We start from the raw sequence: 12368 nt of genomic DNA, 5'->3' as shown, positions 1-12368 counted from the left end.
GAATTTGCAAGATGGGGAGGTGTGATTATGAATACAAGTCCAATGATGAATGTGATGAAAGGCGTTGCAATAGGAATGACGGCAGGCGTCTGCATGGGTATTGTCGGCAAAAATATGGTAGACAGCAACCCAAAACTCAAGAAAAAGGCAAACAAAGCCTTTAAGACAATGGAGTCAGTCCTCGACACCGCACAGTATATGTTCAGATAAAATCATATTCATCATAAACAACCCCCCGACTCAAACGAATCGGGGGGTTAAATAATCAATATTTAATTAAATCAGCTTGTGTAGCCGAGGGGATCCATTTTTTCGCCGTTGAGGCGGATTTCAAAATGGAGGTGAGGGCCTGTTGAGTTGCCTGTTGAACCAACATAACCGATGAGGTCGCCCTGATTTACATACTGACCTGTTACTGCAACAAGTGAACTGCAATGACCGTAAAGTGTTGTGTAGCCACTGCCGTGGTCAATGATAACATAGTTGCCGTAGCCGCTGTTGTCACCGCCCGAGAATGTTACGGTACCGCTTGCGGATGCATAAATAGGCTGTCCGTAAACACCGCCGTCTGAAATGTCAAGTCCGCCGTGAAGTCTGCCCCAGCGTGTGCCGAAGGTACTTGTCAATGTATGTGTGTAGGGGAGTGGCCATGCAAACATACCCGATGAACCTGTTGTGTAGCTTGAAGATGAATTTGAACTTGATGAAGAACTGCTGTTTGATGAGGTTGGTGATGAACCTGTGCTTGATGAAGTATCCTCAGCCTTGCCTTTTACAACAACTTCGTCAACTGCCTCTTTAATAGTTTTTGCGTCAGTCTGAACTGCATCGGTCTGAACACCGTCAACAAATGTAGTTCTTAACGTTACTTCTTCTTCACCATTAACGCCCTTTGTGGTAACTTTTTTGTATGAAGAAGACTTGTCCTCGTCATACTTTACCTTTGTGTCATAAGCCACATCTCTTGTGTAAACAATGTCTGTTGAAAGTGAGATTGAAAACTTGCCGTCTGCAAGTGCCATAACCTCGTCTGCGGTAATAAGGTCTGTACCGCTTGCGTTACCTGTTACAACCTCCACCGAATTTGCAAACTCGGTTGTTGTTTCGTCATCGTAATCTCTGCGGTAATCAACAAGAACCTGATCAAGGTCTGCATTGAGCTGATCAATTTCTTCTGTCGCACCGATGAACTTGCCGTCAATATAAAGACTTGCACATGACGGTGAAATTGCCTTGAGGTTTGCCGATGCCGATTCGCCGTCAATTTCAGTATTAGGAACAGCCTCGTCACTTGTTGCAACAAGTGCATGGGTCTGTGCGCTGTTGTTATCTTTCATATCAAGTGCGCTTGCAACCGTTACACATGAAAGTGTGATTGCGCTGAAACAGGCTACTACTGCAAGCACAGCCTTTTTTCTGAGCAACTTCTGCGAACGGATTGCCGACGGTGCAAGGTGAGCATACTGCTTTCCGCTTTTGAACGAAAGTTCCGATACAATCTCTCCGGCACTCTTTGTTGTGCCGTTTCTTGATTCGTTGAATGCTTTGTCAATAGCTGATATCTGTGTTTTTGCTTTCTTTGACGAATTAACAGACTTGATTGTAACAGACTCTAAAGAACCCTTCCTGTTCTCAATTGCCTGTGCGAGTTTTGCAGCTGTGTTTTTTGACATTCTTACAACTGATTTTGCACAAAATGTTGTTGCTCTCTTTACAAAGCGAACAGTTTTCTGTGCTGTTGTAAGCTCACGCCTGCAAACTCTGCGTTTCTTTGTCGGAAGACTCTCGATTTCATTGAAACCTTCCAAACCAATGAACTTTGTCTCCAAAATAATTTCTCCTATCTCATTAACCGTTACATTTTTGTAACAAACACGATACCTTTATTATACCAAATAGTTACGAAATTGCAATATGAGAATTAAAAAATGTCATAATTAATAATAAGACAGGGGATAAGGTTACAAAAACAGGGTAAATCAAACAATAATTCCCTATATTAATTATACTGTAAGTTATCAACTGTGTAATCTTTTAACAAAGAGTAATATTCATTTAACTCTTTTAAAGCACCGTCAAGGTCGTGTTCAAGGTAGTTTCCGCACTCAATTGCAGTTGTTCCGGGGATTTCTCCCTTGTGCTCCGCACACTGCTTTATTGTATCTTTTATAAGCTGTAATGCGTCCTCATTTGACATATCACGAACGAGAAAATAAAAACCCGTTCTGCATCCCATAGGTCCAAAGTAGATTACATTGTCGGCAAATTTGCTGTTGCGGGCATATGTTGCAAAAAGGTGTTCAATTGTGTGCATAACGGGATTTGGAAGATACGGCGGTGTGTTTGGCTTTACAAAACGCATATCGTATGTTGTAATATCTCCGTCGATTCTTGAAATGTAAACACCCGGCATAAGTGTGTTGTGGTTGATTGTAAAGCTTGCTATCTTTTTCATATATATTATCCTTTCTTAATCGTAATCGGCTATATTTGTAAAGCAGATGTTCATATCAACATCGCCCTCAATTCCGTCAACCTTGCCTGATGAAGAGTATTGCCACATAGAAAACTGATAATAGAATGTCGGAACATTTGCGTATTCGCAGTACCAGATGTCAAAATCTGAAAGCTGGGTGAGGTCATATTTGAAGTAAAGCTCCTTGCTCGGAGAATAGATAATCGGTGTGTAGCCAAGCTCCTTTACACGGTTGCAGAATGCCTTTGCACAGGCTGTTGCCTGAGCGGCGGAAACGCTGTCGGTTCTTGCGTCATCATCCTTGATGATTTCCCAGTCATATGCAACGGGAAAATCGATTGTTTCATCGCCGAGAAGTGTCTTTATATAGTCAGCCTCTTCAATTGCCTCATCGTTATTGACAGCCTGAGAGAAGAAATACACGCCGACTTTAAGTCCTGCCGCCTTAGCACCCTTTATATATGAAAGGGCGGAATCGTCCGAATACATTTTTCCGTCAGAACCGTAGCCTCTGCCGCCGATGCGAACCATAACAAAATCAACACCCGATTTTTTAACCTTGTCCCAGTCAATCTTTCCGCTGTAGGAGGAAATGTCGATTCCCTCCATTGAAGCGGCCTTGCCGTTTTCACTGTAGTATTTGAAAGTGTCGTCAGAGGTGAAGTTATCGTTGTTGAGTGTATTTTTAGGTACACCGTCAAGCTCGGTAATCCAGATTTCACCGAGAGTGCTGTCGTTTATATGTATTTTTTCGCCTGTTGTCTTGACGGTTGTGTCTGTGGCAACAGTTGCCGGGGTTGTACTGCCCGACTGCGAACTGCTTTCACCGTTGCTTGAGCAACCGCACAAAACCGAGGTGAGTGCAAGCATGGCAGCCGTTACGGCACAAATAGTTTTTTTCATTATTCTGCTCCTGACAAAAATTTTTTAACGCTGAAAAATGTCGATTATACGGACATTTTGCGTATCTGTTAGTCAGCATATCATAAAAAAGTGTTGATGTAAACAAAGAAACCAAAAATAAATATTGAAAATCTTGTGAAAATTAAGTATAATCTAAGGTACAAGTGTCCTTCATCAAACAGCGGAGGCATTTATTCGGAAATATAATGATAACAATGTTCCGCAAAAGGCAATAAAGGGCGGTGAGTGAAATTGAATGAAACAAAGGTGCATGGATACCGTCACAAAACAACGGAAGAACTCGTCAAGGCAATTGACGAATGTACCTCTCTCAGTCAGCTTTTCGCTCTCATTCAGCATGAGCATATCACCATTCAGATGCTCACAAGACCGGGTGCATCAAATCTTGCACCAAAAATTTTAAGCCCGAAAGAGATAACAGGCAACCGTGACACACCATTTGAAAGACTGCGAAAACAGGTTCGTGAATCTGTGCTTGAGGACGAAAGAAGGCTTAAACAGAGCAAGCTGATTGCCGAATGCGAACGCCTTTCAAGACTTAATAAAAATGACAAGATAAAGTAAGAGTAATTAGTGGAAGATTTTTGAAATTTTTTTACTAAATACTCTTTATTTTTTTGAAAAAAACATATATAATCTAATTATCAAATACGATTGGGGATGGAATATATGACATTCAAATTCAAACACACCTTGGCTGTAATTCTCGCAGTAGTTACCGTAGCTTGTTCTGTTGTCGGAACATTAGCTGTTTCTGCCGCAGAAACAGACTCTCTGCCTGCAACAGAGGCAACTGTTGCATCTGATGTAACAGATACGAGCGTTGAACCAACTCAGGCAACCGAGCCTTCACAGCCGGTAACGGAGCCGCCTGTAACTCCTACGGTTCCTCCGACTCAGCCGTTTAAGCCGAATGTGGGCGCAATCAAGAATCTCAAAAGAACGCAATATACAACAAATTCGCTTTCGTTCAAGTGGGATAAAGTAAGCGGTGCAACAGGCTATGTAATCTACTACCGCAACAATGACGCACACAAGAATTTTTCAAGATTTACATATGTAAAGTCAAATGCCTGTACACTCAAAAAGATTAGAACAGCAACCTGGTATGATGTAAAGGTTGCCGCCTATGTTGAGCATGACGGTGTAAAGTATGAGGGTAAGAGTCAGACCTACAGAACAGCTACTCTCCCGAATGCCGTAAGCGTTTCACTCAAGGAGTCGGGTGCTGCAATTACACTTTCGTGGTCAAAGAACTCACAGGCAACAGGCTACAAAATCTACCGTATGAGCGGTGACACAAAGGGCAGGTATGTTCTTTACAAGACAATCACTTCAAATTCCACAACTTCTTTCAGAGATAAGGGAGTTAAGAACGGCAGAGCGTATTACTATCAGATTAGGGCTTACCGTGCAATCAAAAAGAACACTTACTATTCGTCACCGTCAACAATAAGATGTGTGGCAGGTCTTAATGCCGTTAATTTCAAGACAGATACAAGGCTTTCAAGAGTAAATCTCACATGGGGCAAGGCAATGACCACTCCGACAGCATATGAGATTTTCTATTCAACCTCAAAGAACGGAAAATATACAAAGCTTGGTGAAACAAAGAATACTTTCTACAACACCAAAAAGCTTACAGTCGGCAAGACCTATTACTTCCGTATTCGTGCTTACAAGTATTCGGGACCGAGCAGTAACCCGAAAAAGTACAAGTGCCTCGGCACATTCCAGACAAAGAGTGTAAAGATCAGCAAGAATGCCTACGGTGTTTCAGTCGGCAATACCTATGTTGAAATCAGTATCAATCAGCAGCATATGTGGTACTACAAGAACGGTAAGCTTGTTGTTGAAACAGATGTTGTAACCGGCAACTACGGTACAAACGATACGCCAAAGGGTGCATATTCAATTATTTACAAGGCATCTCCTGCAACACTTATGCTGAATTCCCATGTAACATTCTGGCTTCCGTTCACATCTGACGGTTGCGGAATCCATGACGCATCATGGCGAGCAAGCTGGGAATACGGCGGAACAAGGTACAAGGGTCACGGCTCACACGGCTGTGTAAACACACCGTACAACGCAGCTAAGAAAATCTATAACAACATTTCCTCAGGAACCCGTGTTGTTGTTTATTGATTTTTATCCGTAGCGAAAACTTGATAAAATAATTAAGGCTGACAGATTTTTAATAACCTGTCAGCCTGATTTTTATATGAAAGTTATTGTTAATCAGTAGGGGCGTTCATCGGACGCCCGCAAGTAATAGTGTAAACTATATGTTAAAACAAATTTTATAAAGACCGCAAAACAATCGTCATACTGTAGCGGCGAACCTCGTTCGTCAATCGTATCGTGTGTAAACACGATACGAATAAAATTATATTGGCTACAATTAACTGTGCTTTAATCCCATAATGATACCAAGGGCAATGTTTTGTTTTTCTTTTGGCAGACAACGAAATTCGTTAAGAAGTTTGCATTCCGTTTCCGAAAGTTCCGACTGAGCAATTTTGTCAATCGGCTGTTTGATGTCCGTATATTCAATTATATAATCAACAGATGTATTAAAGATTGACGCAAGCTTTTTGAGCGTTGTAATGCTCGGTTCAACCTTTCCGTTTTCATATTCGCTGATTATCTTTTGCGAAAAGTTAAGTTCCATTCCCAATGCAATTTGGTTCATAGATTTTTCTTTTCGTAGTTCCTTTATTCTTCGCATTTACAGTACCTGCTCCATAAATTATACCTTGTGAGTATAATATTATAACTTTTTGTTGACAAAAATATACGATAAGAGTATAATTTAAGAAAATAAAGTATATAAATGATGAGCTCAATTTTTGTTTGTGGGGAGTTTTTTAGTTTTAATAAAGGTAGGGATGCAGAATGATTATTATATTTAGTGATTGCGGTTTCATTATTGTGGCAATTATATTTTTTCTGTGTGGTAGTTACAAAGTAGGTGAAGTAATTGCGGACTTTATTGTCGATAATTGTTATATAATACTTGTTGTTTTATTAATCGCTACTTTTCTTATATCTTTATATTCAGTCCGAGATAATTATTCAAAATCGGTTCAGATTACAGCTACGATTGGGTTTACAATACTTGATTTTGCAAAAATGTTAATTCTTTATTTGTTAATAGTTACTTGGGCTATAGATTATGCTTATTTTGGTAATGTAATAGGTTCAATTGTTTCGCTTTTTGCAATACCGGCTGCTTTAATCTTTATTACTTGTTTGTGTATAATACCAACTTTTGCCCTTAGGTTAGAATATTCAAAAGATGGTAGTATGCTCAATATATGCTTAATAATGGCATTGGATTTATTATTAACGCTACTATTTATCATACTTGTTCGTTTTGTTATAGCAGAAAATTTTCCGACAACTTATTCATTAATGCTGTCTAATGGTTGGTGGGAAAATATTCTTAACATTGCAAGAAAATGATGATTGCATTAAAAAACAGACTGATAATCTGTCAGTCTGTTTTTGTATGAATGTTATTGTTAATCAGTAGGGGCGTTCATCGTTCGCCCGCTTTGATGAAATTATTTGTTTTACTAAAATGTTTTGATGTAATGAAAATTGTGTATAATCTGTAGCGGCGGTCAGCGACCGCCAATCGTACCGATTGTAAAATCGGTGCGACTTAACACAAATTATGCCCGAGCGTAAAATTGTTACCTTTTCTACAATGCAATGTAGCGGCTAACCTCGTTTGCAAATACACACGAAATGAATAAGTAATCGCAGAAAATATTTTGTTTATTAATATATAATTATAAGATGGCAAAGATATGCTTATCTTCGTTTTGGTTGCAAAACCAAAACGATTGGCGATCACTGATCGCCGCTACATTATTTCGGTAACTGCATTTCATTTATAAAATTTGTTTTAACATATAATTTATGCCTTTACTTGGCGGGCGTCCGATGAACGCCCCTACAGTATGACGGTAGTTTTGCGGCATTAATAAAAATGTTCCCTTACGAACTCGGTTGTGTGGCGGTTTTACTGCACATTTTGCCGTCAACATCTGTGTAGTATTCGCCTTTGAGCAGAATTTGCGAAATCGGAACGATTTCGTAGCCCTCGGACTTGATTGCCTCGATTACCGTCGGCAATGCTTCGGGGGTATTTTTTGCACCGTTATGCATCAATATAATACTGCCGTTCCTGATTTTTTTCATAATATTCTGCTTTATCTGCTCGGGAGTAGGATCTTTCCAGTCGAGCGAATCGACATCCCATTGCACGCAATACATATTACAGCCGTTGACCGACTTTACAACATCATTGTTGTAATCGCCGTAGGGGGCTCGGAACAGGGTGGGAGTTTTGCCCGTAAGCTCCTTGATTTTTTCGTTGCAGGACTGAATCTGACCGACCATATCGGACGATGACATCTGCGTCATATGCGGATGTGTGTTGCTGTGATTGCCCACATCGTGACCGTGCTTTGCAATATCTTTTACGCTGTCGGGATAATTCTTAACCCAGTCGCCCACAAGGAAAAATGTTGATTTCACCTTGTATTTGTCGAGAATTTCAAGCAGATGCTCGGTCTGTTCATTGCCCCATGCCGCATCAAACGACAGGGCAACCTGCTTTTTGTCCGTGTCAACATAGTAAATGGGAATTTCACGCTGAGCAGCCGCACTCTGAACGGCTCGAACGGTTGATGTGACTGCAATTGCTCCTGCAAGCACTCCGATTAAAAGACAGAATCCGATTGATATTAGATTTCGTTTTGTTATGATATACAAACGCATAAAATCCCCTCCATACCAAATTTATATGAAGGGGATTTTTATTTATTCATATTTTGTATTAATTAGGTGCGTTCATTGGGCGATAGCAGTCAAGTTAACCCTCAACATGCCATTCAATGCCGTCTTTTGTGTCCTTGACAACAACTTTCATCTCTTTAAGCTTGTCACGGATAGCGTCGGCTGTCGCCCAATCCTTTTCGGCACGGGCTTTTGTACGCTGTGCAATAAGCTCCTCAACTTCCTTGGCAAAGTCATCGTCAGCGTCCGCTTTGTTGCTTTCGGGAACTTTTGTAAGGTCGAGTGAAAGCACCTTGTCAAATTCGCCGATTACATAAAGCTTTGTTGCATCGTCTGCGTCAGCCTTGAGAACATCATAAACGCAGGTGAGGGCAAGAGAAGTGTTGAGGTCGTTGTCAAGTGCCTCGCTAAATCCCTTTGTAAGCTCCTCAGCCTTTGCCATATCAGGATCACCGTCCCTTGAAAGAGCGGAAATTCTCTTTACAAGCTTGTTGTAGGCTGTGGCTGTGTTGTCAAGGTTGTCATATGAGAATGTGAGCGGCTTGCGGTAGTGGCTCTGGAGGCAGAACATTCTGTAAACAAGCGGATTGTAGCCCTTTTCTTCAAGAAGCGAAACTGTAAGGAAACCGCCCTTTGACTTGCTCATTTTACCCCTTGCATCATTGAGGTGAAGTACATGGAACCAGTACGGACACCACTTGTGACCGAGAAAAGCCTCGCTCTGTGCAATTTCGTTTGTGTGATGTGGAAAAGCATTGTCAATGCCGCCACAGTGAATATCAAGATATTCACCGCAATGCTTATAGCTGATGCATGAACATTCGATGTGCCAGCCCGGATAACCTACGCCCCACGGACTGTCCCACTTGAGCTCCTGTGAATCAAACTTTGACTTTGTGAACCAGAGAACAAAGTCAGCTTTGTTACGCTTGTTTTCGTCCTCTTCAACGCTGTCACGAACGCCGACAGCAAGGTCATCCTCATTCATATTGCCGAACACATAGTAGTTGTCGAGCTTTGAAGTGTCAAAGTAAACATTGCCGCCTGCAATGTAGGCATAGCCCTTTTCAAGCAGAACGGAAATCATATTAATAAAATCGTCAATGCAGTTTGTTGCAGGCTCTACAACATCGGGACGCTTGATGTTGAGCTTTTCGCAGTCGGCAAAAAATGCGTCTGTGTAGAACTTTGCAATCTCCATAACAGTTTTATGCTCACGCTTTGCGCCTGAAAGCATCTTATCCTCGCCTGTGTCGGCATCGCTTGAAAGATGACCTACATCTGTGATGTTCATTACACGGTTTACATCATAACCCGAAAAACGAAGATACTTTTCAAGAACATCTTCCATAATATAGGTGCGAAGATTGCCGATGTGGGCATAGTGATAAACAGTAGGACCGCAGGTGTACATATTAACCTTGCCGGGTGTGTGCGGTACAAATTCCTGCTTTGTCTGTCCGAGAGAATTATATAAAATCATTTGCTATTCCTCACTTTTTACATTTTCCTTTTTCAGCTCATCAAGCTGTTTTTGAAGTTCAAAAATTTTATGCTCAAGATTGCACAATGCAAGTGCAACCGGATCCGATACATGAATCTGGTCAAGGGTTTCACTGCGAACACCGTTGACTTTTACTACTCTTGCCGGAACTCCGACAGCCGTTGCATTCGGCGGAACTTCGCTTAAAACAACCGCACCTGCGGCAATTCTTGCGTTGTCACCAACCTTGAACGGACCGAGAACCTTTGCACCCGAGCCGACAAGCACATTGTTGCCGAGTGTGGGGTGTCTTTTTCCCGTTTCTTTGCCTGTTCCTCCGAGAGTAACATTCTGATAAATGGTGCAGTTGTCTCCTATTATTGTAGTTTCGCCTATGACAACGCCCATTCCGTGATCTATAAACAGTCCCTTGCCGATAGTTGCACCCGGGTGAATCTCAATTCCCGTCTTGTGACGACTGCGTTGAGAAATCCACCTTGCAAGAAACTTGAGGTTGTGTCGCAAACACCAGTTGGCTTTTCGGTGAGAACGCACCGCCTTGAAACCCGAGTAGAGAAAAAACACCTCTGCTCTGCTCCTTGCGGCAGGATCACGCTCCATAACCGCATCAATATCCGCTTTCAGGGTTTTAAACACGCAATCACCCTCCTGTCAAGACCGTGAGAGTATGTTCTCAGGTCTGAGAAATAAACTGTCTGTTTTGAATTATATATACAACGCCCGAAATGATTGTGAATACAACCGAAATCCAGATGAGAATTTCTCCCACCACAAAGAAAATCGGTTCAAATGTTGCCGTGTTTATAAAATTAAGTCCGACTTCGGGCAGTTCAAGCACGATTTGCATTGCAATTACTGCAATTATAGCAATCATCTGTGAAACCGTCTTTGCTTTGCCCCACATATTAGCGGCGACAACCTTGCCTTTTGAGGCGGCAATCAGCCGTATTGAGGTGACGGAAAATTCACGGAAAAGCACGATTATGACCGCAACGCAGTCACATATTCCAAGCTGTACAAAGCACAGAAATGCGGCAAGCACAAGGATTTTGTCTGCAAGCGGATCTGCAAATTTTCCGAAGTCTGTAACAAGACCGTTTTTTCTTGCAATTTTTCCGTCAAACATATCTGTGAGTGACGCCGCAATAAAAATAATCAGGGCAACGGCATTGTTGAGCGGAAAGTTTGCAAGCAATGCCACCACAAAGAACGGAACAAGAATTATTCGTCCTACTGTCAGTTTATTTGGTAAGTTCATTTTATGTGCCTTTCAAAGTTAAATATTATGAAATTGCTGAGTCTTTTAGCCACTTAGTCGATTTTGCCGACAAATTCGCCTACAGGATCGCAGCCTGTGTAATCGGTTACACGCACCTTGACAAAATCTCCTGCCTTTGGCTTTTCACCGTCACAGGTGAAGAATACACAGCCGTCAACCTCGGGGGCGTCGGCATAGCTTCTGCCGAAGAAACATTCGGCAAGCTTGTCAAAGCCTTCAACAAGAACTTCAATCTCTTTGCCAACAAGGCTTTCGCAGTATTCAGCCATAACCTGCTGTTGATGCTCCATAATAATATCGGCACGCTTCTGCTTGATTTCTTCGTCAATTTGGTCGGGCATTTCAGCTGCCTTTGTGTCCTCCTCGGGAGAGTAGGCAAAACAGCCGAGTCGTTGAAACTTCATATCGGCGGCAAACTCTGCAAGCTCATTGAACTGCTCCTCGGTTTCACCGGGAAAACCTGTAATAAAGGTTGAGCGGAAGATTACATTCGGAATTTTATCCTTAATCTTGTTCATGAGTGCAGTGAGGCTTTCTCTGTCGCCGTGACGATTCATTCTGCGGAGAATATCCTTGTTACAATGCTGGAGTGGAATATCCATATATTTTACAATCTTATCTTCACTTGCAATTGTATCAATAAGCTCGTCTGTAATTCGGTCGGGATAGCAGTAGAGAACCCTTATCCATTTAAAGCCGTCAATCCTACAAAGTCTTCTGAGAAGCTCTGCAAGCATCGGTTTGCCGTATTTATCTTCACCGAAACGGGTTGTGTCCTGAGCAATGACATTGAGTTCCTTGACTCCACGCTCAGCAAGATCTTCCGCCTCTTTTACAACATCTTCAATATCTCTGCTGCGGAATCTTCCTCGAATCATCGGGATTGCACAGTAGGAACAACGGTTGTCGCAACCCTCGGCAATTTTGAGATAAGCGGTGTAGGGGGGAGTTGAAAGGATTCTTCCGCCCTCAAGCGGCAGACAAACCTTGTCGGGGAAGCTTTCGCACTTCTGTCCGTCAAGTGTTTCCAAAACGATGTCTGCGATAGTTTCGTTAGCACCGATTCCGATAACCGAGTCAACCTCGTAAAGCTGTTCGGAAATTTCCGACTTATATCTTTGAGCAAGACAGCCTGTTACGATGATTGCCTTGATTTTGCCCTCGTCCTTGAGCTTGCCGAGTTCAATAATTTCGTTAATGCTTTCCTGTTTTGCACTTTCGATAAATCCGCAGGTGTTTACAATTACTGCGTCCGCATCTGCCGGATCGTTCACAATAATAAATCCTCTGTTCTTGAGTGTGTACAAAAGCATCTCGGCGTCAACCTGATTTTTTGCACAACCGAGTGATACAATGCCTACTTTATAATTCAT

At 42.0% G+C, this 12368-nt stretch carries 13 protein-coding genes; 4 read left to right on the top strand and 9 right to left on the bottom strand.

What is annotated here, in order from left to right; all coding sequences use genetic code 11:
• Nucleotides 1-27: 27 nt before the first annotated feature.
• A complete protein-coding gene (locus AC2HW8_RS01515; protein ID WP_015523309.1) occupies nucleotides 28-210 on the top strand; it encodes a hypothetical protein in 183 nt (60 codons plus the stop codon).
• A 71-nt stretch (nucleotides 211-281) separates the two neighbouring features.
• Here AC2HW8_RS01515 and AC2HW8_RS01510 read toward each other — a convergent pair whose 3' ends face one another.
• The 3 genes from AC2HW8_RS01510 to AC2HW8_RS01500 all read right to left on the bottom strand — a co-directional run bounded on the left by AC2HW8_RS01510 (nucleotide 282) and on the right by AC2HW8_RS01500 (nucleotide 3379).
• Complete coding sequence (locus AC2HW8_RS01510) at nucleotides 282-1829, bottom strand: peptidoglycan DD-metalloendopeptidase family protein (protein WP_484312581.1); 1548 nt, start codon at nucleotides 1827-1829, stop codon at nucleotides 282-284.
• A 170-nt stretch (nucleotides 1830-1999) separates the two neighbouring features.
• Nucleotides 2000-2455, bottom strand: coding sequence for an S-ribosylhomocysteine lyase (locus AC2HW8_RS01505; protein ID WP_303665634.1), 456 nt, complete (start codon nucleotides 2453-2455; stop codon nucleotides 2000-2002).
• A gap of 15 nt (nucleotides 2456-2470) precedes the next feature.
• On the bottom strand, nucleotides 2471-3379 hold the full coding sequence (locus AC2HW8_RS01500) for a glycoside hydrolase family 25 protein (RefSeq protein ID WP_484327048.1): 909 nt from the start codon (nucleotides 3377-3379) through the stop codon (nucleotides 2471-2473).
• 252 nt (nucleotides 3380-3631) lie between these two features.
• Between AC2HW8_RS01500 and AC2HW8_RS01495 the strand changes: the two genes are divergently transcribed.
• The gene (locus tag AC2HW8_RS01495) at nucleotides 3632-3964 is read left to right on the top strand and encodes a hypothetical protein (RefSeq protein WP_021882725.1); all 333 of its coding nucleotides are present in this window, start codon (nucleotides 3632-3634) and stop codon (nucleotides 3962-3964) included.
• Between the two features lie 105 nt (nucleotides 3965-4069).
• Nucleotides 4070-5548, top strand: coding sequence for a L,D-transpeptidase family protein (locus tag AC2HW8_RS01490; RefSeq protein WP_484327047.1), 1479 nt, complete (start codon nucleotides 4070-4072; stop codon nucleotides 5546-5548).
• A 256-nt stretch (nucleotides 5549-5804) separates the two neighbouring features.
• On the opposite strand, the gene AC2HW8_RS01485 is transcribed toward AC2HW8_RS01490, so the two are convergent.
• Nucleotides 5805-6131, bottom strand: coding sequence for a helix-turn-helix domain-containing protein (locus AC2HW8_RS01485; RefSeq protein WP_484327046.1), 327 nt, complete (start codon nucleotides 6129-6131; stop codon nucleotides 5805-5807).
• Between the two features lie 167 nt (nucleotides 6132-6298).
• Between AC2HW8_RS01485 and AC2HW8_RS01480 the strand changes: the two genes are divergently transcribed.
• Nucleotides 6299-6868: a hypothetical protein gene (locus AC2HW8_RS01480; RefSeq protein ID WP_118101764.1), complete on the top strand. Its 570-nt coding sequence runs from the start codon at nucleotides 6299-6301 to the stop codon at nucleotides 6866-6868.
• A gap of 540 nt (nucleotides 6869-7408) precedes the next feature.
• Here the strand turns inward: AC2HW8_RS01480 and AC2HW8_RS01475 are convergent.
• From AC2HW8_RS01475 to rimO, 5 genes are all read right to left on the bottom strand, one after another.
• Nucleotides 7409-8194, bottom strand: a complete 786-nt coding sequence (locus AC2HW8_RS01475; RefSeq protein ID WP_021882899.1) for a polysaccharide deacetylase family protein — start codon at nucleotides 8192-8194, stop codon at nucleotides 7409-7411.
• Between the two features lie 94 nt (nucleotides 8195-8288).
• Nucleotides 8289-9695 (bottom strand): cysteine--tRNA ligase, encoded by a 1407-nt coding sequence (gene cysS, locus AC2HW8_RS01470; RefSeq protein ID WP_484327045.1) that lies wholly within the window; start codon nucleotides 9693-9695, stop codon nucleotides 8289-8291.
• A 3-nt stretch (nucleotides 9696-9698) separates the two neighbouring features.
• The gene (gene epsC, locus AC2HW8_RS01465; protein ID WP_021882901.1) at nucleotides 9699-10352 is read right to left on the bottom strand and encodes a serine O-acetyltransferase EpsC; all 654 of its coding nucleotides are present in this window, start codon (nucleotides 10350-10352) and stop codon (nucleotides 9699-9701) included.
• Between the two features lie 37 nt (nucleotides 10353-10389).
• Complete coding sequence (gene pgsA / locus AC2HW8_RS01460; protein WP_046431963.1) at nucleotides 10390-10974, bottom strand: CDP-diacylglycerol--glycerol-3-phosphate 3-phosphatidyltransferase; 585 nt, start codon at nucleotides 10972-10974, stop codon at nucleotides 10390-10392.
• A gap of 53 nt (nucleotides 10975-11027) precedes the next feature.
• Nucleotides 11028-12368 (bottom strand): 30S ribosomal protein S12 methylthiotransferase RimO, encoded by a 1341-nt coding sequence (rimO, locus tag AC2HW8_RS01455; protein ID WP_484320299.1) that lies wholly within the window; start codon nucleotides 12366-12368, stop codon nucleotides 11028-11030.

The sequence above is a fragment of the Ruminococcoides sp. genome, from assembly GCF_057037865.1.
This window is presented reverse-complemented; position numbering and strand designations above follow the sequence as displayed.